The sequence below is a fragment of the Rhizobium leguminosarum bv. viciae genome, assembly GCF_012276115.1.
GTDB classification, from domain to species: Bacteria; Pseudomonadota; Alphaproteobacteria; order Rhizobiales; family Rhizobiaceae; genus Rhizobium; species Rhizobium leguminosarum_T.
In genome coordinates, this window is record NZ_WIEU01000002.1 from 146168 (window position 1) to 168858 (window position 22691).

At 59.7% G+C, this 22691-nt stretch carries 17 protein-coding genes; 3 read left to right on the forward strand and 14 right to left on the reverse strand.

Translation table 11 applies throughout. The features are described 5' to 3' along the window. Positions 1-49: 49 nt before the first annotated feature. The 10 genes from GFM02_RS03980 to GFM02_RS04025 all read right to left on the reverse strand — a co-directional run bounded on the left by GFM02_RS03980 (position 50) and on the right by GFM02_RS04025 (position 14686). Positions 50-844 carry an SDR family NAD(P)-dependent oxidoreductase gene (locus GFM02_RS03980; RefSeq protein WP_026265610.1) on the reverse strand — a complete coding sequence of 265 codons (795 nt, stop codon included), beginning with the start codon at positions 842-844 and terminating at the stop codon, positions 50-52. Positions 845-959: 115 nt separating this feature from the next. Continuing rightward, positions 960-1550: a DUF4760 domain-containing protein gene (locus GFM02_RS03985; protein ID WP_020053075.1), complete on the reverse strand. Its 591-nt coding sequence runs from the start codon at positions 1548-1550 to the stop codon at positions 960-962. Further along, the gene (locus GFM02_RS03990; protein ID WP_168320877.1) at positions 1547-1987 is read right to left on the reverse strand and encodes a hypothetical protein; all 441 of its coding nucleotides are present in this window, start codon (positions 1985-1987) and stop codon (positions 1547-1549) included. Before GFM02_RS03990 ends, GFM02_RS03985 begins: the two co-directional genes overlap by 4 nt. Then, positions 1974-6452, reverse strand: coding sequence for a caspase family protein (locus GFM02_RS03995; protein WP_348643948.1), 4479 nt, complete (start codon positions 6450-6452; stop codon positions 1974-1976). The genes GFM02_RS03990 and GFM02_RS03995 overlap by 14 nt, the downstream gene beginning before the upstream one ends. A gap of 597 nt (positions 6453-7049) precedes the next feature. Further along, complete coding sequence (locus GFM02_RS04000; RefSeq protein WP_168320879.1) at positions 7050-8264, reverse strand: MFS transporter; 1215 nt, start codon at positions 8262-8264, stop codon at positions 7050-7052. 257 nt (positions 8265-8521) lie between these two features. Continuing rightward, complete coding sequence (locus GFM02_RS04005; protein ID WP_168320880.1) at positions 8522-11728, reverse strand: efflux RND transporter permease subunit; 3207 nt, start codon at positions 11726-11728, stop codon at positions 8522-8524. Continuing rightward, on the reverse strand, positions 11725-12687 hold the full coding sequence (locus tag GFM02_RS04010; RefSeq protein ID WP_168320881.1) for an efflux RND transporter periplasmic adaptor subunit: 963 nt from the start codon (positions 12685-12687) through the stop codon (positions 11725-11727). Before GFM02_RS04010 ends, GFM02_RS04005 begins: the two co-directional genes overlap by 4 nt. A 12-nt stretch (positions 12688-12699) precedes the next feature. After that, entirely contained in the window at positions 12700-12900 is a 201-nt protein-coding gene (locus GFM02_RS04015) for a YgaP family membrane protein (protein ID WP_168320882.1), read from the reverse strand. A gap of 31 nt (positions 12901-12931) precedes the next feature. Next, positions 12932-14239, reverse strand: a complete 1308-nt coding sequence (locus GFM02_RS04020) for an NAD(P)/FAD-dependent oxidoreductase (protein ID WP_168321105.1) — start codon at positions 14237-14239, stop codon at positions 12932-12934. A gap of 99 nt (positions 14240-14338) precedes the next feature. Then, positions 14339-14686, reverse strand: a complete 348-nt coding sequence (locus tag GFM02_RS04025) for a carboxymuconolactone decarboxylase family protein (protein WP_168320883.1) — start codon at positions 14684-14686, stop codon at positions 14339-14341. 76 nt (positions 14687-14762) lie between these two features. Between GFM02_RS04025 and GFM02_RS04030 the strand changes: the two genes are divergently transcribed. The 3 genes from GFM02_RS04030 to GFM02_RS04040 all read left to right on the forward strand — a co-directional run bounded on the left by GFM02_RS04030 (position 14763) and on the right by GFM02_RS04040 (position 17457). Continuing rightward, entirely contained in the window at positions 14763-15059 is a 297-nt protein-coding gene (locus GFM02_RS04030; RefSeq protein ID WP_168266378.1) for an ArsR/SmtB family transcription factor, read from the forward strand. A 380-nt stretch (positions 15060-15439) separates the two neighbouring features. After that, positions 15440-16720, forward strand: coding sequence for an adenylate/guanylate cyclase domain-containing protein (locus GFM02_RS04035; RefSeq protein WP_168320884.1), 1281 nt, complete (start codon positions 15440-15442; stop codon positions 16718-16720). Between the two features lie 299 nt (positions 16721-17019). Next, entirely contained in the window at positions 17020-17457 is a 438-nt protein-coding gene (locus GFM02_RS04040; RefSeq protein ID WP_168320885.1) for a universal stress protein, read from the forward strand. A gap of 371 nt (positions 17458-17828) precedes the next feature. Here GFM02_RS04040 and GFM02_RS04045 read toward each other — a convergent pair whose 3' ends face one another. Genes GFM02_RS04045 through GFM02_RS04060 form a run of 4 tightly spaced genes read right to left on the reverse strand, consistent with a single transcriptional unit; the run spans position 17829 to position 22472 of the window. Continuing rightward, positions 17829-19322 carry a sulfatase gene (locus tag GFM02_RS04045; protein ID WP_168320886.1) on the reverse strand — a complete coding sequence of 498 codons (1494 nt, stop codon included), beginning with the start codon at positions 19320-19322 and terminating at the stop codon, positions 17829-17831. A 38-nt stretch (positions 19323-19360) separates the two neighbouring features. After that, the gene (locus GFM02_RS04050; RefSeq protein ID WP_168320887.1) at positions 19361-20218 is read right to left on the reverse strand and encodes a carbohydrate ABC transporter permease; all 858 of its coding nucleotides are present in this window, start codon (positions 20216-20218) and stop codon (positions 19361-19363) included. Beyond that, positions 20215-21177 (reverse strand): carbohydrate ABC transporter permease, encoded by a 963-nt coding sequence (locus GFM02_RS04055; protein ID WP_163874554.1) that lies wholly within the window; start codon positions 21175-21177, stop codon positions 20215-20217. The genes GFM02_RS04050 and GFM02_RS04055 overlap by 4 nt, the downstream gene beginning before the upstream one ends. Positions 21178-21179: 2 nt before the next feature. Further along, complete coding sequence (locus GFM02_RS04060; protein ID WP_168320888.1) at positions 21180-22472, reverse strand: ABC transporter substrate-binding protein; 1293 nt, start codon at positions 22470-22472, stop codon at positions 21180-21182. Positions 22473-22691: the final 219 nt, after the last annotated feature.

The following is a 22691-nucleotide window of genomic DNA, read 5'->3' on the forward strand; positions in this document are numbered from 1 at the left end:
TCCCTCGCGCAAAGGGAAAGGGGAACGATGCGCCTCCCTAAGGAGGCGTTTACGGCATCAGCTGGCCGCCGTTGACCTCGATGATCTGGCCGGTGATGTAGCCAGACAGCGTCGGCGAGGCGAGAAAGAGATAGGCACCGACGCAATCCTCCGATGTGCCGACGAAACCCATCGGGATCGACTTGCGCTGCAGTTCCATCTGCTCGTCATTGGTATAACGCTCATGGAAGGGTGTCGCGATAACGCCCGGCGCCACCGCGTTGACGCGGATCCTGTCGGCGACGAATTCCTTGGCATGACCGCGCGTGATCGTCGAAACGAAGCCTTTGGACGCCGCATAGAGGATCGCACCATTGCCGCCGCCATTGCGCGCGGCGATCGAGGTGGTGTTGATGATGAAGCCACCCTGCTTTTTCAGCCAGGGATGCGCCGCACGTGTTGCCGCCAGCACCGAGCGGGCGTTGAGGTCCATGACCGCGGCATAATGCGCGTCGGTATATTCCGAGGTGGGCTTGCGCCCCAGCATGCCGCCGGCATTGTTGATGAGACCGTCGAGATGACCGAAGGTCTTCGCCGTCTCGTCGACGACACGCTCGGTCTCGCCTTCCCTCGACACGTCGCCCTGGATCAGATGCACGGTGCCGCCGGCAGCTCGGATTTCCTCAGCAAGTTTTTCCGCCGGTTCGCGGCTGGCATTGTAATGCACGCCGACCTTTGCCCCTTGAGCGGCAAAGGCGCGGGCGAGCGCCGCACCGATGCCGGTCGAGGCGCCGGTGATCAGCACGGCCTTGCCGGACAGGTCCGGCAGCTTGATGGATGCCAGCGATTGCGCAAGTTCGACCATGGCGACGATTGCCTCCCGAAAAACCAAGGACATAGGTGATAAAACGAATAGGAGAAGTCTTATCAGGGTAAATCGACGAAGGGCAATGCACGAAAGAGCGAGATTCGCATGGTGTTTAGTCCCGGCCAGCAGGATTGAGTTCCCGAGAGAGCTCGACAAGTGTCGCGCCCCGGCCTGGCAATGTTTCCTTGTTACTGTCGATGTAAGGACCATAGACCTCAAGGAAAGACTGCACGGTATCATTGAAGAAGACTGCCGTTGTTTCCTTGGAGCAGAGTGACGCATTCACGCAAAGAGCAAGCCGGTTGAAGAAATAGACGACTTCCCTGACTTGCTCCTGGCGCGCAGGCTCCTGCGCAATCTGACGGTTTAAGGACTGCAACAGATTATCCATGGCATGCCCGCCTGTGTCAGCCCTCCTCTTGTCGCCGACCGGGATCGTCTCAAGGAACGTTGAATAAAACTGGCGAAGTTCGCCGTAGGCTTGCCGATAGCCTTGCGTTTCCCAGGTCTCGATGAGAGTGAGCGTATATTTCGTGCGATCCGTCTCCTTCTTCTCGATGTACTCGAAAACCGCCCAAAAGATACCGCCTATCGCGCTGACGAAGGTCAAAACGGCAACGATGCTGCTCAGAAACGACCAGCCGGCTTCCGAAACATTTAAGAAAGAGAGCCCGACCCGCCGCTTGGATGATGGCTGGCTCATGGCTTGCAATTCTCCACCAGATCGAACCGCACCGACGGATCGATCGTACCTTCGTGCCCATCCAGCAATCGTTTGAGGCAAACAAGGCTTGCCTCATCGAAGATGTAGACCGATCGTAGCTCGCGCTGGTTCCGCGCGCTGGATTCGCTTCCGAGTGATAAAAGCCCAGGCATCCGATCCAGACCGCGACGTTCGCGCCCGTCATCCCCAGCACAGGCGGAGAGATCGACCTCCGTATTGCTCGTTTCCGAGCTTCGAGCAGTTGAAAGAAACTTTTCATAGTCCTGACGGAAGCAATTTGCCCGCACTCCATCGAGCTCGACGACCTCGTCACAGATGAGGCACGCAGCAAGGGAGGCCGCCGGAGCGAGAAACTGCATGGCAGCTGCTAGGACCGCAACCGTTCTATAGGCGTTGCGAAATCTAAAAGAGGGCATAGTCTCCCACCAGTCGGCTGTTGATGATCCAGGGTGTCTGCTTGCCGTCGCTTGCCGCGAAAACCAGCGTCTTGACGCCGCGATACAGTTCGGAGGCCTCGATGCGACCATTGTGGTTGTGGTCATAACGATCGCGTTCTTTTCCGAGGACGGTAACGATCGCGTTGGTGAACAGGCCCCCAACCTCGCGGCGCCCGAGCGACTCCTGTCGCCCCTTCGCAGCGGCAAGAACGGTGAGATTGGATCTTAGGGCGGCGAGGTTGTTGGCGAGATCGTCGTTAGTGGTGAAAGACCCGGTCCCCGCGGCGCCGGAGTGGCAGGCGTCAAGAAGGATGGTGATGCGCGCTTCGGTCCTTTCGAACAGCGCGGCCAGCCGGTCGAAAGGCAAGGCTGTGTGTTCGAGATCCGTTGGATCGGTGGCCGACGTCGCGAAATAGAAACGCCCATTGCTATCCTGCATGCCATGGCCGGCCAGAAACAGGACCGCGTGGTCCCCACGCGCCAGCCCGTCCAGCAGTCGCGCCGTCGCCTCCAGTATGGCCTCGGGTGTGGCACGCCTGTCCTTCGGCCCTACCTCGCCGCGGAACGGTGGCTCTTTGCCAAGCGGCTCGGTCAGCGTCTCGAGCACTGTGCCTGCATCGCGGAGCGGGTAGTTGAGCGAGCGCAGGCGCTCATCCTCGTATGTGTTCACGCCGATGACGAGCGCGCGGGTGACCGCACGGCGCGCAAGAGGCTCGCCGAGATCAGCGGATACCGGGAGGCTCGCCAGGCCCGCAGAATTGAATCCGATGACCGACACCCAACGCGCGTCCTTGAGCCTCTCGAACGACACTGCATTTCCGACGGTGGCAGCATCAACCGTTTCGGTCAGCACACCGTCTTGAAAAACGGACATATGCACCGTCTCAGCCGGATCGAAGTGCAATACTGCTCTTACGCGACTGCCGTTTTCCTCGAGCGCGATCTCGCCTGTTAACGACGGCGGTACGCCCACCTCGTCGACAGCCTGCGGCGTCTGCCCGCGATCAAGAACGGCGCGCGCCAGATCTGGGACCAGGCGCGCCGTGCCAAACCGGTCGAGACTATACTGTCCAACCCTACCGGGAAATTTCAGATCGATGAGGGCGGCGGCCTCGGCTGTCGCGTCGTAGTAGTAGTCCTTGGTCCAGACTGCGATCTCGTCGTCGGCAATGCGCCCGGACAGGAGCGATTGCCTATCGTCCAGAATGGCGTGAATGTAGAAGTTGCCGTCAGAATTAAGTTGCACCGCATGGCGACGGTCTTTCGTCAACCAGGCATCGACGAGGAGGTCGCCATTCGGAAGATTCTCGCCGATCCAGAGGAACTTCTGTGTTGCGCGGTCACGCACAGTCATGACGCCGTTGCCGGGCGCATAGGTCAGCAGAAGGTCGTCATTGGCTTTGATACGAAAAGGGTGCTCGTACCACAGACGATGGGCATTGTTTTCGAAGAAAAATGCGCCTTCCGCCTGAAGTGCAGCACTCGCCGCCGGCGCGGGGCGCGCGATATCCATGACGTAAAGGGCAGCATAGGGCCTGAGGCTCCCGAACGTCGCGCCCGCGACACACTCCGCACGTGCGACCCATACCGCCCCGCGAGACGTGCGGACCGTCGAGACCTCGACAACATCCCGAGGCGCTAACAACGAACCCGTGCCCCCCGTGCTTGAGGATTCTCCGAGCAGAATATGTTCACAGTCGGAGATGGGACCCTCGTCCCCGACGGGCAGAGCCCAGTCGAAGCGCCAGCCCGCATGCTCCGCCTCGCGGCGGAAGCGCCCCATTGCCCCTGCGGATCGTTTCAGCCGCTGGTCGCGATCAAGCGCGTGAAGGGCGTTATTCTCACCTGCGGCGGTGGACGCGACGAGGCGCTCACCGTCGACCATTGGATCGAGCGCGACGCCGAGGCGCAAGAGTTGTTCGGGCAAGGCAGCGGAGAGAGGTGTGCCGTTGCCGGCTCTGGTGGAGCCTTGGTCGTTCGATGCCACGGCCACATCGATCATGACTGCCTGAAGCTCTATTTTGCCCAATGTGCGCGACAGACTCTCTGTAAAATCGCGGGGGCGGCGGCTGTCGGCGTCGGCGACCTCCCAGTCTTCCCAGGTACTGGTCGTCCTGAAGCCGCCGGCAACATCGAATTCCCGAGCGACACTGACGGGCGACACCATGCCAAGCGACCAGAACATATGAAAATGAAGGGGAATTGTCTCGCCACCTTCGGAACTGTAAGCGCCGGAAGAATTCGCGATCGAGGCGTAATCCGGGTTCTGGAGCGCACCAACGCGGTTGCCGGCGCCACCCCAGATGGCATAGGCAGCATTTTCCAAATCGATCGCCACGCGCGTTTGACCACGTTCGGCAGTGCAGCAGGATGGTCCGGTAATCTGTTCCCGTATGCGCAAATGATCGCCGAAGGTGGAGGAAAAATTCACCTCCGCCCAAGGCGCGAGTGTGGTGAAGACGACGCTGTCGCCGAGCGCCCAGCGAAGGTCGCCGGCGTCCGCTGTCGCAGCCGTATGCCCATCGACCATGTCGACGATGTCGAGCCGGCCATTATGCTCGACGCCGATGAAGCGGTGGGTCGGCGAGATCTGCAGGTGTGTGCCTGCCCGCTCGACGATTTCCGTCCCGCTTGCCGCATCCAGCAGAAGAAAGCGGGTATCGTTGAGGAGGATGCGGCGGGAGAATTTAGGGATATCGATGCTATGTGTGAACGCCGCGCGGCCCTCGGCGGTGTTGAGGACGATCTCGGCAGGCGCCGGTGCAATTTCGAGCCGCTCTGACTCTTCCTTCAGAACGATCTCCTCCTCGCAGGCGCGCAGATAGCCCACCAATGAGACGGATAGGTTCAAGGGCCCCGCTTGCAGAGGAATGGTTGAAACTGAACCACTCGCCGCGGCGCCACGCGTCGCCAGGGCGACCATGGCGCGTGTCTTGCCGAGACCGGCTTTTATCGCGAACGGATTGGGTGCGTCAGGACCCAACGCTAGATGCCCCTTGCCTTTAAAACGGACGGGCTGTTCTGCTTTGACCATGAACCAAACCGGTATGCGATCTTCGAGCGTGTTGCCCGACCACTCGATCCAAAAGCTGTTTCCGGCGCGCAGCGGTCCCTGATGCGGCAGTGTCCATTGGAATTTTTCGGCCAGACGCCGGAGCGTCTCCTTCTCCTCGTCGCATGACCCGGCGAGCCTGCGAGCAGCTTGTTTCACGCGGGCCTGGAAGCCCTCCAGTGTCTCGCCCTCGTGCCACCCGACCGCTCCATCGACGATCGGTCCCGGTCCGCGGGTGGGTGGAGGTGCTAAACCCGCCTTCCGGCCATCGAAAACGCCGCTCTTTGCGGCTGCGTAGGGTTTGGGCGAGCCCTTTTCGGACTTCAGGAAACATGCCCCGCCGCTCGGGTTGAACGTATAGGCCCGGCACATGTCGGTTTCCGAGCAGATCGCGATACATTCGCCTTCCGTCAGGCCACGCAGAAGCGGATCGGCCAGCCCACCTCGAATGTCGTTGCCGGCAAGATCCGTATTCGGCTGCGACGTCCACGTTCCTTCGGACACCGCGACCTCGGCCAGTTCGTCGGCAAGGCGGGAGAACCGCCCAGGGAAGGGATCCTGGCCGCTACGGAGCCTGGCGAGGAGGGTCGCACATGCCTTCCCAACCCGGTCGTACTCGGGGCCAAACCGCGCGAGACCGAAGGATATCGACCATGTCCCCACCTTGAGGTTCAGCGACTGCCCGGCGGAAAGGCGGGCGATGAGCGCTGCATCGCGATTGGCATCGAGAACCGGCCTCTTGCGGACGCCATCGAGAGGAAGCATTGCCTCAGGGCCCCGATCCACTGCCAGACCTACGCTAGAGACCGACGGTGTCGAGTAGCCCGCCACCTCTTCGAAATCAAGGACCACACCGGCTTCGGCATCGCAGGCAAGACGAAGGCAGACTTTGCTGTAGCCGGTGGAGGCGCAGATTTTGCTGCCGATCCCCGTGTCGTCCGGCTGCCACGGCGGCAAGGCCGCATTGCCGACAACCGGGCCTGTCCCATGGGAGAGCTCCTCCTCCATGTTGCCGGCATGTGCCTCGCGGATCGATGCCGGCGCCTCCCAGCTCCGATCCGCCGCCCAGGCCGCCATCGCAGCCATGGTCGCTTGGTCTGCCTGCCCATTCACCGGCCCCGAATAGTAGCCGAGCCGGGAGAGGGCCGATTGAACGCGACGAACAGTCCGATCTTCTGGGCCAGAGCTTGGACGATCCTGTTCTGCAACCTGTCCCAGCGCGCGTTCAGCTTCCAGAGAATTGAGATGCGCGACGCGGAGGGTTGTTGGAGCCTCCCATCCCCGATCGCGTGCCCACGCTGCTACCGAACTCCACGTCTCGGTCCCGGCATCTCCGTCGATCGGACCATGATAGTAACCGAGCGCTTCCAGGGCACGCTGCAGGCGTTGCACTTGCGATCTTGTCAGCTGTGACCGAAGAGTCGGCATCGGTTTAGACGTTCGGCGACCAGCATCTGGCGGCGCAGCATCACGCATGACGCCGTCGGTCAAGCTCCTGATGATGTCGAGTGGAGACTGCGCCAGAGCCGGCTGCGACAGCAACATGACACATGCCAAAGCAATCCCTATTACCCTCATTGCTGCAGCATGGCCCCCAGCCAAAAGTTAACAAAGAGTATACTGCCGAAGAACTGAGGGTTCCTCAAGTGAATATTTAAGGATTGGCGCGTCTTAGCCGTTATCGCTCTAGCAGAGCGCGTCGCCGCAGCGTCCACTACTACACGAATACGAATTCGGCTTTGCCGGCATCAAGTATATTCCTCGGTTTCGACGCTTTGTTCTTTCGACATCCGGAATGGCGCGCAAGCCACCGGATGTGAATGATCGCGGTTCGGCTGGTCCTCGTCCATTTGTTACGGTGGAGGCAAATGTGCCGTCTGCGGTGTTGGCGATTTGGCGGCAAGAGTTGCAACGATGCGAAGAACTTGAGTGGACGTCGTCACCACCGTCCACTCTCGATACCGCACGTCAGGATTGGCAAGGCGCTCGTTATGGCGCCACGCCGAAGGCTGGCTGTGGTTTCTGGCGGGCGAGAGGCGGGAATGCGAGCGCTATCGCCGCGGCCCCCAGCCCGACCATCGCGGAGCCGATGAACAGCCAGGAATAATTGGCGAAAGTGTCGAATATCCAGCCGCCGATCAGAGGGCCGAACGCCATGCCGAGGCTGGAAAGCATCGTCGCCGCGCCGAAGACCGTACCGATGATGCGCGGCCCGAAATATTCCCGCGCCAGCACGGCATAGAGCGGCATCACGCCGCCATAGGCACTGCCGAAGACGATGGCGAGCGCGTAGAATTCGCCGAGTTGGCTGACGAAGAGATAGGTCGCGAGCGCGACTGCCTGCACCAGCAGGCCGGCGACCAGCACCGGCTTCACCCCGATCCTGTCGGCAAGGCTGCCATAGAGCAACCGGCCGCCCAGTCCGGCCAGCCCCTCGACGCTGTAAATGCTGACGGCCGCCATAGGTGCCACGCCGCAGATCGTCGCATAGTTCACCATGTGGAAGATCGGCCCGGAATGCGCCGCGCAGCAGGCAAAGAAGGTCAGGCCAAGCACGATGAATTGCGGCGACCGGAAGACTTTCGACAGTTGCGGCCGGACGCCGTCGGCCGCGAACGCGGTTCCGCTATCTGCGATCTCGGCAGGCGGGCGCCGGACCAGCAGGGCGGCCGGCACCAGCAGCACCCAGGCAGCAATGCCGATGATCAGCATCGCCGGCCGCCATTCATAGGCCGAGATCAGCCAACGCGCGAAGGGTGAGATCGTCATCGGCGCAACGCCCATGCCGGCGGAGACGAGCGACACCGCAAGGCCGCGGTTTTCGTCGAACCAGGCGGTCGTCGCCGCGATCATCGGCGCGAAGAACGTGCTGGCCGCCAGTCCGACAAGGATGCCGTAGGTCAGCTGGAACTGCAGCAGGGTTTCGGCCCGGCTCGCCAGCACCAGCGCCAGGCCGAGCAGAACGGAGCCTATCAGCACGACCACGCGCGGGCCGAAGCGGTCGCTTGCCGCCCCCCAGAAGAAGCCGCCGAAACCCATGACGATGAAGTTCAGCGTCATCGCGCTCGCGATGCCGACATGCGACCAGCCGGTCGCCGTTGCAATCGGCTCCTGAAAGATCGCCAGCGAGAACATCGCGCCGAGCGCAACGCATGTCATCAATGCGCCCGCAGCGACGATGACCCAACGATAGGAAACACTCATGGCTTCATAACCTCCATGCCGACAGAGTGACCGCGACGCATGCGGCAAACCTACCGCATTTCGCGCCTGCGATCTCAAGACGTTTGAACCGCGGCGGATTCGACAGCTCACTCCCATCTTTTTCCGTGCGCCAATGATGGTGATCTCGCATCGTGCACGGGCTTTGATCGATATTAAGTCGATGCTAAAATGGGGTGTTGGACGGCAGTCAATCGAGGCGCGCACCCTGTGTGATGCCTGGAATGCCATGATCTCGGTTACGTCCTCAGCACGCGATAGATTGCCGGGATGACGAGAACCGTCAGCAGGGTCGAGGAGGCCAGGCCGAACAGCAGCGAGATCGCGAGCCCCTGGAAGATCGGATCGCTGAGGATGACAATCGCGCCGATCATGGCCGCAAGAGCGGTGAGCAGAATGGGCTTCGAACGGATCGCGCCAGCCTCGATCACGGTTTCGGCGAGCGGCTGGTCTGGCGACCTGTTGTGTCGAATGAAGTCGACCAACAGGATGGAGTTGCGGACAATAATGCCTGCGAGTGCGATAAAGCCGATCATCGACGTCGCCGAGAAGGGCGCGCCGAACAGCCAGTGCCCGCCGAGGATGCCGATGAAGGTCAACGGGATCGGCGTCAGAATAACCAGCGGCACCTTGAACGAGCGGAACTGCGCGACGACCAGGATATAGATGCCGAGGAGAGCCACCATGAAGGCGGCGCCCATGTCGCGGAACGTTACCCAGGTGACCTCCCATTCGCCATCCCAGAGCAGCGTCGAGACGCTCTCGTCATCAGCCTGGCCATGCAGCGATATGCGTGGCTTGGAAAGGCCGGTCCAGTCTTCGGCATCGAGTGCCCTCTGGACGGCGATCATCCCGTAGAGAGGTGCCTCATAGGCGCCGGCGAGTTCGGCTGTCACCATTTCAGCGGCGCGGCCGTTGTGACGGAAGATGGGAAAGGATGCCTTTTCCTCGGCGGTATGAATGACGTCACCAAGTTCGACGACACCGCGATCTCCCGGAAGGACATTCGCCGGGATCGGCGTGGTGAGGAATCGTTCGTTCAGCACGCGATCGCGTTTCGGCAACTCCAGCCGGATCGGGATCGGCTGCCTGCCACCGCCTCTATGCGAATAGCCGACGGTCTCACCGTTGTTGAGGATCGCGATGGTATCGAAGACATCGCTGTCCTCGACATGGAAAAATTCCGCGTCATCGGTCGAGATGGTTGCACGCAGACGCCGGGCCGGAGTTCCGTAGGAATTATCCGCGTCGACGATGAATGGAACGGAACGGAAGGCTGCTTCGACCTTCCCGGCGACCTTTCTGCGGGTGTCCCCGTCCGGACCATAGATCTCGGCAAGAAGCGTCGCGATCACCGGCGGCCCCGGGGGAGGCTCGACCACCTTCAGGCTGGTGTCAGCCGGAATCGTGATCTCGCCGAGGCGGTTCCGTATGGCGACGGCCAGCTCATGGCTGGTTCGGGAGCGCTCGGCCTTCGACAGCAACTCGATAGCGACCTCCCCCTGTTCGGGACTGGCCCGCAGGTAATAGTGCCGCACGAGGCCATTGAAATTGAAGGGCGCGGCAGTGCCGGCATAGGTCTGTGCGGACTTCACCTCGGGGAATTGCATCACCAGCCGCGCGATCGATTGCGCCATCGCATCCGTCGCCTCAACGGAAGAGCCTTCAGGCAGGTCGACCATCACCGACAGTTCCGACTTGTTGTCGAAGGGCAACAGCTTGACCGTGACGTCCTCGGTATAGAAGAGGGCAAGCGAGCCGAGCGTCAGCAAGCCGACGACGACGAGGAATATCCAGCTCGACGTCTTCGAGGCAAGCAGCGGGCGCGCGACCAGCATGTAGAGACGACCGATCATGCCGCCTCGGGCATGGGACGACTGCCCTTCGTGAGCCTTGTTGCCTCTGCCAGCGATCTTCAGCATCAGCCAGGGCGTTACCGTTACCGCTATGAAGAAGGAAAAGATCATGGCGGCCGAGGCGTTTGCCGGGATCGGGCTCATATAGGGACCCATCATGCCGGAAACGAAGAGCATCGGTAGCAGCGCCGTGACGACCGTCAGCGTGGCGATGATCGTTGGATTTCCCACCTCCGCCACGGCCTCTATTGCCGCCTCCCGCCGGCTGCGGCCGTCGCTCATGCTCCAGTGACGGGCGATGTTCTCGATGATGACGATGGCATCGTCGACGAGAATGCCGATCGAGAATATCAATGCGAACAGCGAGACGCGGTTGAGCGTATAGCCCATCAGCTTCGAGGCGAAGAGCGTCAGCAGGATCGTCACCGGGATGACGACGGCAACCACCGACGCTTCACGCCAGCCGATCGAGAAGCCGACGAGCACGATGATCGATACGGTTGCAAGGCCGAGATGGAGCAGCAATTCATTGGCCTTGTCGTTGGCCGTCTCGCCATAATTGCGCGTCACCTCGATGCTCATGTCGCCGGGGATCAGCGTTCCCTTGAGGGCCTCGACGCGCGCCAGGACCGATTGCGCCACGGTGACGGCATTCGCCCCCGACCTTTTGGCGATTGCCACGGTGACGGCGGGAAGCCGGACCACGCCCTTTTCGCCGCGCACGAGGCTTGCCGACACCGTCTCGTTGGAATCGGTCGCCAGGCCAATGTTCGCAACATCACGCACATAGACCGGGCGGCCGTCGCGCGCGGTCAGGAGCAGATTGCCGATGTCGGCGGGGGACGCCAGCGTCTCTCCGGCGACGAGACCGATCTGCTCGCCCTTGTCGCGGATCTGCCCCGCGGGAAAGGCGCGATTCGCGCCGGAAACCTTGGCTGCCAATTGCTGGAGCGTCACGCCGTAGAGCGCCAGCTTGGCCGGATCGGGCGCGACGCGCATGACTTCGTCGGACTCGCCTACAAGATAGGTCAGGCCGACGTTCTCCACCTTTGAAAGGTCGGTTTTCAGCTCGCGAGCGACACGGGTCAGGTCATTGCCTGTGGTGCGGCCGGCCGCGTCAATGGTCGGCGTCAGCGTCAGCGACAGGATGGCGACGTCGTCTATGCCCCGGCCGACGATTAGCGGCGCCGGAATCCCGACCGGGATCCTGGCCATATTGGCCTGGACCTTCTCGTGGACCCGCAAGACGGCGGAATCGGACGAGGTCCCGACAAGAAATCGCGCCGTGACGAGAACCTGATCGTCGTAGGTCTGGGAATAGACGTGCTCGACGCCGTCTATCCCCTTGACGATGGTCTCCAGCGGCTCCGTAATCAGCTTGACGGCATCCTCCGCCTTCAATCCGTCGGCGCGCACACGGATATCGACCATCGGAACCGAAATCTGCGGCTCTTCCTCGCGGGGCAGCGTCATGAGAGCGATGACGCCGAAGGCCAGGGCGGCGAGCAGAAGCAATGGCGTCAACGGCGAGACGATGAAGGTGCGGGTCAGACGGCCCGCAATGCCAAGGCCGGATTCATCCTGTCTCATGGAACGACGACCTCGTCGCCAACGGCAAGGCCGGTCAGTATCTCGACAAAGCGGCCGTCCGGCCGGACGATGTGCTCGCCGGGGATGACGGTTCGTTCGACCTCGGTCGCGCCGTCGTTCACCTTGACGAAATCCAGTCCGGAATGGGTGAAGACTGCGTCCTCCGGCACCAGCAGAGCCGCTCTTTGGCTCACCGGCACCTCGACCAGAACGCGAGCCTCGACAAAGGGGGTGTCGAGTTGATCCGCCTCCACGTCGGCGATCACCCGGCCGTTGTCGATCTGCGGATAGATCTTGACCAACTGTCCGGACAATTGCCTGCCATTGGCGCTGATCCTTATGGTCGCGCCCTGCTTCAGGAATGCCGCATGGCGCTCCGGAATGGCCAAGCGCAGGAACAGCCCACCGCCGCCGACGGTCGACACCGTTTCGCCCGCCAAGATGACAGCGCCCTTGGTGATCGGCACCGTGAGCACCTTGCCATCCGTCGGAGCGTCGACTTCGCCTTCGGACTGCTGCTGCAGGACAACAGAACGCTGGGCCTGGGTCGCGGATATCTGGTTCTGGGTGACTACGACCTGCGTGCGCAATGCATCGGACTGCTGAACCGTAACTGCGCCTCTTGCGACCAGAGTTTCCGCACGGGCCAGATCCGCCTGCGCAGTCGACAATTGTGACCGAAGCGCGTTGATCTGCGCATCCAGGGCGGCAATCTGAAAGGCAAGCTTCTCATCCCGGACAACGGCGATCTTCTGCCCCGACTTGACCGTATCGCCTTCGGTGACGTCCAGCTCGACGATCGTGCCGCCGATGCGGGCGCGGGCTGCGACAGTGTTTCGCGCCTCTATGCTTCCGTAGACGGCTTTCCATTCGGTTATGGTGGTCGGTTGCAGCGTCATTGTCGCGGCGGAGGCCGAACCGGCAAAAGCCAGTCCGGCCATCAGTGAGATCAGGCGCATGGGTCAACTACCCTAGAAGGCCGTGCCGGGCTTGATGCCCAGCTTGCGGAAGACGATTGCCACTGGGCAGAAACCGGTGAATGCGGACTGCAGCATGTTGGCTCCGACGAACACCGTCAGCCACACGAAATAGGCTGACACCCAGAAGGTCAGCGCCACTGATAGCAGCACCATGATACCCGCAAAGGCGAGAACGGATCGATCCAATGTCATTTCCCAAAACTCCGTTTGGAGGACCGCCCCGCTATTGCGGGGCGGATGCCTCAGTCTCTTCAATCTTGATGTCCTTGAGCTTCTCTATTCCGAGCGCATGAAGCGCCAGCCGCTCGTAGATCGGCTCGGTCGTGCCAGAGCGCATCTTGCGCAGGTAGTACTTCTCAAAGCCGACCTTGGCCGCATGAACCCAGGCGCCGCTGGACGACCAGTTGACGTTCCGGGGCGGTATTTGCGGCTGAGCGACGAAGGCCACACCGGAATCGCCGAAATCGGCCAGGCAGACGGCATTCCAGGTCGCCTCGGCATCCGGGAGTTCATTCCTCAGCAATCGTTTGATGTTCCTGACCGTCGCGGTGACCATCGATTCGATCATGAAACCTGTCTTCGGTACGCCCACAGGCACTGGGGTGGGAGCCAGAGGGGGAATTGCAACGCACACGCCAACGGCAAAAATCTCCGGGTATGCAGGATTGCGCTGATGCTTGTCGATCAGCACGAAACCACGGGGATTGGTGAGGCCGGCTATGCCCCGAATGGCCTCGGCCCCACGAAAGGCCGGCAGCAGCATCGTGAAGGTGCTGACAAGCTCGTGCGCGCGGATGACGGTCCCATTTTCGGCGAGTTCAGAAACGGAAACCTTTCCATCCTCGACCTTCTCGACCTTGGCGTTACAGATCCATTTGATGTGGTTCTGGCGCAACTGGCTTTCCAGAAGTCCTTTTGTATCGCCGACGCCATCGATACCGAGATGGCCGATATAGGGCTCGGAGGTCACGAAGGTCATCGGCACGCGGTCGCGAACCTTCGCGTCGCGCAGCGCCTTGTCGAGGATGAAAGCGAATTCATAGGCCGGACCGAAACAGGAGGCCCCCTGGACGGCACCCACCACCACGGGTCCGGGATTCCTGATGAGTTTTTGCACCGCTTCCTTCGTTTGCACGGCATGGTCGATCTGGCAGATCGAAAATGTGCCTGCGTCAGGACCAAATCCGTCGACCTCATCGAAGGCTAGGTCCGGGCCTGTCGCAATGACGAGGTAGTCATAAGAGATAGATACGCCATCCATCAGTTCGAGCCGCCGTTCGGCAGGGTGCAGCAGGCGCGCACCCCGCGGATGGAAGCCGATATTGCGCCTCTTGAAAACAGGAACCAGATTGACTTCGACCGACGGCCGGTCACGCCAGCCGACAGCCACCCACGGGTTGGATGGGACGAAGCTGAAAGTCTCACCCCGGCCAACCACGGAAACGCTGTGTTCCGCATCAAGCTCGTCACGAAGCTGATAGGCTGCGATCGTCCCGCCCAATCCCGCGCCTAAGACAACAATGTGTGCCATGTCCCCCTCCAATCCATCTTTTCCTCCACTTTCTCCAGCAGACTAGCGCAACGTTGGTGCCCGCCATTGATGCCGATCAAGATCGGCAGAATCTTACGCCTATGCCGCTTCGCTAAACTGGTCGTAGGCGCGAAGCGCATCCGCTGCGTACATCAGCGCCGGGCCTCCGCCCATGTAGACGCACATCGCCATGATCTCAGCGATCTCTTTGCGGGTTGCACCGAGGTCCTTCAATGCCTTGGCATGGAAGGCGATGCAGCCATCGCAGCGCTGGATGACCCCGATTGCGAGCGCGACCAGTTCCTTGGTCTTGCGATCGACGCTGCCACCCGCACTCGCCGCTTTCGAAAGAGCATGGAAGCCTTGCATGGCGTCCGGGGTAAGCTTGCGCATTTCGGCCGTGTAAGCCGATATATCCTGTGCTATTTCCCGATAATCCTTTGGCATTGGATGTCGTCCTTGATCCGACCTTCAATTCATTGTATGATAATATCATAAAAATATGAATTGTGAAGATGGTAATATGAGCCTCGCACAAGCAATGGAGAAGAAAGCTGGTGATGCCGCCGACTTCGTCAGCGGTCTGGCTAATGAGCACCGTCTCATTGTGTTATGCCAGCTGCTTGACGGGGAACGAAACGTCACCGCATTGATTGAAGCGACCAATATTCCGCAAACGTCGATGTCGCAGCATCTTGCGAAGCTCAAGAAGGAAGGGATCGTGGATTTTCGGCGGGAACACCGGACACTCTACTATTACATCAGGGATCCCGCGGTCATCGAGATCATGAAGATACTCTATGAGCGCTTCTGCCGGTGAATATACTCTCTCGACCTGCTTGGCTGGCGCGGCGGAGGCGGGAACGGCCTATCTTGCTTATTTCTTCACGTTCTCGCCGGGGAGAGCATGCCCGAATATGGAGGTGAAGGCACGGATGATGCTTCAAAACGCGAGGACCTTCCGCGTTCGAATCAACGGTTTTCCAACGAGGGTTATCTCTTCTTGCTGAGCCTGCGCTGAAAGAGCGTATTTTTCGGGGATCGATCTGATGCCCGAAATCCCGAACCTTTTTGGCAGGAAGGGCGCCACTCGCTTCAATAGCTGCTGCCGTCAGTTTTTGAAACGCCGCACGATGGATGATTGAGGACCTTCGGGGTAGAACTTGAAACGTGCTGGTGCGAATTTTGAAAGGCGGAGCGATGGCAACCTTTTTGAGTGGGGAGCCGGAAAAGCATGGGATATTTCTGGATGCCGAAATAGAGGCAGAAAGGACGCTTGCCTTCCTCAGAATCCTCTCTGCATTCATTCTGTCCATTCCGCATTTTTCGGCACTTTCCCTCAGTCCAACGGACAGAGCTTTTGGGGTGCAGTTGCCTTCCATGCTTGCTCTGGCAACTTTTTTCCTGACCGGAACGTTTGCCCTGTTTTTGATCAGGTACGGACAGTTCCGCTTGTGGATGCGATATGTGTTCGCAGTCGTTGATGCAATCATGGTCGCTTCGGTCTGTTATTTATCGCTCAAACTGAACAGTCTTTCGGGTGCATGGCTTTTTGCGGCCCCGGTAATTTGGTCGGTGCCGCTGCTCTTGACGGTTGGTGCGCTTCGCTATCGGCCCGCTATTCAGATTTGGTCCACTCTTCTATTCGTTTTTGCTCTGGCTTTCGTATTCATCAGTCTCTCGCCGGTCTCCAATAACCAGTTCACGTCCTCGCCGGGCGTCCAACGACTTTTCTCTTTGCTGCCTTCGGTCTCGCGTTTGTGCCTCATTATGCTGACCGGTCTGGCCTCGATTGTGGTGATGTACCGCGCACGGTCATTGCTGATCCGGGCAGAGGAGCAGGCCTACGCCACTGCTGCATTGGCTAGGTTTCTGCCACCCGAAATCGTTCCTCTTGTTGCTAAAGGCGATGAATGGATTCATGGGCGACGACAGGTTGTCACAGTGCTCTTTGTCGATATCAGGAATTCGACGCAAATTGCCGAAGGACTCGATCCAAAGGCACTGTCACACCTCATCTCATCCTTTCGAAGGATTGTTCAGCAGGCCGCCAAGGAAAACGGCGGCGTGATAGATAAATTTATCGGCGACGGGGCCATGATCTTGTTCGGAGTGCCCGATCCGACGACCGACGACGCAAGACGAGGGTTGAACTGCGGGCGTGATATTCTGCGACTCATCGCGGAGTGGCATATCGAATCGCTCGCTTCGCACCAACTCACGGTTGGTCTAGGTGTCCACCGAGGAAAGGTTTATTGCGGTATCGTTGGAGACGAGAACCGGCGCGAATTCACGGTCATTGGCGATGCGGTAAACGTGGCTTCCCGAATTGAGCAGGCAACGAAGCAATTTGGAATCCCGTTTCTCGCCTCCCGGGAGGTTGTGATTGCTGCAAACGAAGATAATAGATGGAATCTTATCAGCTCAGAACCGCTTCGTGGAAAACAAAATTCCGTATCTCTCATGGCACCAAAGATTTAAGGCGGCATCTTCGGTGCATTTCTCGAGCATACTTTAAATATTAAGCTGGGAATATCGAGAAACGGCTACGATTCTTCCAGACGAGGTGGTCGCCGCTATAGTGTCAATACAAAAAGAAATATCGAGACCAGGCGTTGATGTCGGTCAATTTCGCCCGCGGCGCTCCCGGCGATTTCGCCAGATTTATCCGCAACGAGCTTGTCAAACCGTCGCCACGCCGGCCAGCGAGCGGTTTTGACTCTGATCAAAGCAGTTGCGGCCCGGATCTGTTAGCGTCCCTCAGAGAAGAGGAGACATTCATGTTTTTGAACATTCTTATTCCGACAGATGGTTCGGCGCTTGCGCGCTCCGCTGTAGAGAAGGCCGTCGCCTTCGCCCGTGATGCAAATGCAACCGTCACGTTCGTCACCGTCATCGAGCCGTTTCATGTCTTTTCGGTCGATAGCGAGCATCTCTCCAATACCCGGGAGGAATACAGGAGGCTGGCAGATGCTCAAGCCTCTCAATTTCTCACGGATGCTGAGAATAAGGCCCGTGACCAAGGCGTTGTCAGCCACACAGTTAAGTTGGAAAGCGACGAGGTTCATTCGGCCATCATCGACACTGCACTCAACCATGACTGCGACCTGATAGCCATGGCGTCACACGGTCGTGGAGGAGTCGGCTCGTTGCTGCTCGGCAGCGTAACGGCGAAGATTCTGAGCCACTCGCGCATTCCAGTGCTCGTCTATCGCTGATGGGTGCCCGGACTTGAGGAGCAAGCAACATGCGACTGTTTGCCCTGCAGGAATCGCGGATACTCGGTGAAGCAGTGGCAACCCGATTGGGAGTCATTCTGCGACCCTCGCGGTCAGAAAATCGGCGATCCGGGGGTCGCCGGCGGTGCTACATTCCATGCCAAGCTGTGCAACCTCCTTGAATTGCGGGTCGATAGCTGGGACGACATGGGTCCATCGAATTCGTCCCACAGCTTAGTGATCGAATTGGAATGATCTCACCGCCCCCGCTCGACCAAGGCGACGCCGAACGGCGGTTCATGCGGCGGGCCAATCGGATTGTGGGCAATCACGACGAAGCGACTTCCGTGGAGGTGATCCTGTCTCCGAAGCTAACCCAATCCCAGTCTCTGAAACAGCTCGGCCGGCGCGCCATACTGCTCGATGACTTGCCGCATCAGATGCAACATTCGTCCCCGCTCTTCGGGCCGGTCCTGCCAGAGGTCGCGCTTTTGCCCTGGATCATTGCGTCGATCGTATAGCAGCGGCTGGCTGTCCAGGTTCCGCCGGTCTCCGGGGCGGTCGGGGGTGATGGGAATTTTCCATTGCGGCATGTCGATACCGGGAATGTAGTGCCCATGATCGACCGGCTTGTCCTGCGGCTCGATGGTGGTGGGCACCATGGTCGAGTAGGCGTAAAGCGGTTTCTCGCGATCTGGCGGCTGGATCAGCGTCCATTCGCCATCGGTGCAGCAGATGCCTTGCCCGAATGTCCCGTAAATGACGGCGTTCCGCGCGTTGCTGGTATCTCCCTTGAGAAGCGGCAGAAATGAATGCGAGTGCGTCTTTCGCGGCGGCTCGACGCCGGCGATCGCCAGGATCGACGCGAAGAGGTCGACGGTCGACGTCAGATTTTGAATCGCGCCGCCATTGGCTTGGAAGCCGGGGTGCCAGACGAGCAGCGGAATGTTCGCGTGGCTGTCGAAATGCGGGAATTGCTTGCCATAGCCGCCGCGTTCGCCGAGATCATGTCCGTGATCGGTAGTGACGATAATGGCCGTGTCGTCCCAGAGCTGGAGTTCGTCCACGGTGGTGAACAGCTTGCCCAGCCACCGGTCAGTCATCGTCAGCTTGGCGCCATATTGCGAGCGAACGAAAGCCAGTTCCTCGGGGCTCGCCTGGCTCATGAACTCCGCCTGGCGTGCCGCATCCTGATAGGGCGGCCACAGCGTGAAGCGGTCTCGCGCCGCACCGTAGCCGTACATCGATGCATAGGGCTCCGGCACATCGAAGGGTTCATGCACGTCGAAGGACTCGACCTGCAGGAAGAACGGCTTTCCGGTCTTCGGCCTGGCGAGCCATTCGCTCGCTGATGTCATGACCTTGGCGGGGAAGAAATCGGCCTCATCCTTGAAGTTTGCGACATTGGAGAAGTAGCGATGACCATAGCCCGGGCGCCATTTCTCAATATTGTGGACCCATTGCGGCAGATCCGCCTCCGGCACGAGCGGCTCCCAGAAATCCAACTCGTGCCCTCGAATGAATTCCGCACCCTGGAAGCTCTGGATGTAGCCGTTCGCCGACTCCTCCCAGTAGTGATAGTGATCGGTGACGATCGCGGTTGTGTAACCCGCACTCTCCAGAAGTTTCGGCAGACGAAGGTCGAAGGGTTCGAGCGGTCCCCAAGGACGCCATTGCATGCCGCTGAAGCCGGCAAAAATCTCACGCCGCGCCGGCATGCAGGGCAGGCTGCCAACGAAGTGATTGTCGAAACGCCAGGCCTTTTGGGCGAAAGACTGGAGATTCGGCGTCGCGAACTCGGTTCCGCCATAGGCCGAAAGAGCACTGCGGTTAACGCTGTCGATAAGCACGAGGATGATGTTCATGGGAGGACCTTCGATGTTCGTTCGAGGCGTTCACACCGCTACAGCTTCACTGCACCGGCCGCGAGATCGGAGACGAGCTTTCGCTGAAGCAGCATGAAAAGGACAAGCGTGGGCAGCGTCGAAATCACCGATGCCGTCATCACCAGATTCCATTGGGTGGTGTATTCGCCGAAAAAGCCGGCAAGCCCGACCGGCACGGTCTTGTTTTCGTCCGCTGTCATCAGCGTCAGGGCAAACAGAAATTCATCCCACGCCGATACAAAGGCATTGACCGCGACCGTCACCACACCCGGCCAGGCGATCGGCAGAATGACCTTGAAGATGATCTGCATCGTCGAGGCGCCGTCGAGCTTGGCTGCCTCGTCGAGATCCTGGGGAATTGTGTCGAGATAGCCGAGAAGCAGATAGATGGCGAATGGCAGGTTCATCGCCGTATAGGACAAAACCAGGCTCAGCGGATTGTTGATCAATCCCACGGCGAAAAACATCGAATAAAGCGGCGTGATCAGGATCACGTAGGGAAACAGCTGCGTGCAGATCACCAGGATCAGCAATAGGCCGCGGCCGCGGAAATCGCGGTTGCGCGAAAAGCCATAGGCGGTGATCAGCGAGATGGTAACGGCCGCAATAGTCGAGATCGTGCAGACGACGAGGCTGTTTCTGAGGTAGTTCGGGAATGGCGAGTTCTGAAGGAGGGTGTAGTAGTTTTCCAGGGTGACGCTGGTGAACAGCTGAAAGGTCCGGGTGAAGATTTCCTTGTCCGGACGGAAGGAAATCAGCACCACCCAAATGAAGGGGAACGCCAAAATCAGCAGCAGGCCGAGACCCAGAATGACGGTGATCAGGTCCCTGGCGAACCTGATATGACGCGCTCGATGCGTCATTGAAACATTCATGACGACGCTCCCCGTTTCCTGCGGGAGAGAACCCCGAGGTAGATGAGCGCGAAGGCGAACATCATCAGGCTCATGAGAACGCCGATGGCGGCACCCTCGCCGACGCGATAGTCGACAAACGAGACCGTATACATCTTCGTTGCCAGAACCTGTGTGTAGTCGCCCGGCCCTCCTCGGGTGGCGAGCCAGACATAGACGAAATTGTTGAAGGTCCAGATCGTCGTCAGCAGCGCGACGACCGCGATCACCGGCTTCAGCATCGGCAGGATGATGCGCAAATGGATCTGAAACTCCGACGCGCCGTCGATGCGGGCCGCTTCCCTGAGTTCCCTCGGAATCGACTGCAGCGCCGCGAGGAAGGTGATGATGACGAAAGGGAGCTCGCGCCAGATCAACATGGTTTCGACCGCGCCCCAGACCGTCGACGTCCTGGAAAGGAACGGAATTCCCCTGTCGATGAGCCCAGTCGACAGGAGAAACTGGTTGACCGCGCCATAGCGCGGGTCAAGCAGCCACTTCCAGGCGGCGACGGCGACGACCGGCGGCGTTACGAATGGGACAAGGACCAGCGACCGGACGAGCCAGCCGATGCGCCATCTGGCAAAGACCTCGGCATTGAGAAGGATCGCGAGCGCAAGTCCGAGTGCCAATCGAATGACGACCGTCACGAATGTCAGCAGGAAAGCCGTGTTGAACAACGCGCCGGCAATTCCTTCATCCTTGAGGACGGTGGCGAAGTTGGCAAAACCGACCCACCGACCCTCCTTTCCCAGATCGAAAAGGCTGAGGTCCTGAAAGCTGAGCGCGATATTGTAGAATGCCGGGCCGGCGAAAAAGATTGCCAGGATGAGCATCGCCGGCATGACCAGGCCATAAGGCTCGAAGTGCCAACTCCGGAATGATCCTCGTCTTTCGGCGCGCTTGGCCAGCGCGCCGTCTGGGTTTGCGGAAACAGACATCGTCAGCCCTTGCCGCGGGCGAGCAAGTCGTTGAGCTCCCTGATGATGACATCCGCAGCCTCATCAGGATTGCGCTGCCCGGAGAATACGGCGCCGAACTCACGATTGATAAGGGCTGTCATGCTCGACACCTTGATCGGGGAAGAGATGTACCGCTCGAAGGTCTGCGCCAACGGAAGCATCGTCACATAGCCCTGCTCGGCCGGCGGAAACTGGAGCTGTGAAAGCAGCGACTTCTGCGAGGGATACTGGTTGTAGGTTTTGAAGGTCTCGGGGCCGACCAGATATTTGACAAACTCCCAGGCCTCCTTCTGATGCTTGGTGTTGGGATTGATGCCCAGCGCACGTCCGCCAAGATGGGAGATGCGCTTTGCCGTCCCTTTCGGGATCGGTGCCGTCAGCAGCGGCTTGTCCGATTGTTTCTGGGCGGCCCTGAAGGTTTGCGGCGGAAAGAAAGTGATCGCACAATCGCCTCGGCCGAGCCCGCCGATCAGCTCCGGATCGCCCCACGCATTCACGGTGATGAGGTTTTCGGGCGCGGTTCCATCCACGAAAAACTGGTTGAAATAGTTCATCGCCGCCGCCAGTTGCTCCGGCGTCACCGACACCTTCCATTTCCCCGGGCTCTCCTCCGTGACCAGGGTCGAGCCGTTGCTCCAGAGGTAATAATTCACAAGCGTCCACATGCCGCTGTCGGGTGCGCTGCCTGCGGGGAAGCAGAAACCGTATTGTTCAGTTTCGCCACCTTCGGTGGTCAATTTCTTAGCAGCTGCCGCAAGATCGTCCCAGCTATCCGGAAAGCTTGAGACACCTGCTGCCTGCAGGAGATCCGGGCGATAGGCCATCGAGAATGTATCTGCCGTCCATGGAAGGCCGAAGATTTTGCCGTCGAGGGTGGCGAGGTCGAGAGCCAGAAAATCGTCCGTGCCGGCTCCCGGCGCGTTCGATTGGATGAGAGGACTGAGATCGAGAAGCAGCTTCGATCGCGCCAGATCACGCGTCCACACGAAAGCCAGCTGCTGAACATCCGGTCCCGCACCGGCGGGAATTTCGCGCGCCAACTGGGCAAGCGTATCGCCGCCCGACATCGTCTCCAATTTGACCTGGACATCGGGATGACCGGAGTTCCAGGCGTCGACGGCGGCAATCAGGCCTTGAATTTCGGTCGGAGGATCGAATTGACGAAACGTCAGCTGGACCTTTTCCTGCGCCGCCGATGGAACGATCGCAAAGATCATCGACGCCGCCATCGTCGCGGCGAAAATCAGCGGCCGGCCTATGCCATTTTTAAACATCGGTTCCTCCTCCTTCTATCCCCATCCCGCGCCCCGATTTCCTTGTCGAAGGCTTATTTCTTCTGTGTCGAGCATCCGTCGAGAATGTGCTCGGGGTACGAAAATCCACGTAATGAAGGCTTTCGCAGCACTTGGCACACCGGAATTAGTCTACTATTGTTGTGTACAATGTGGCGCAGATGGCGCTGAGGTCAAATGCAAACATGCTATATGTTATGC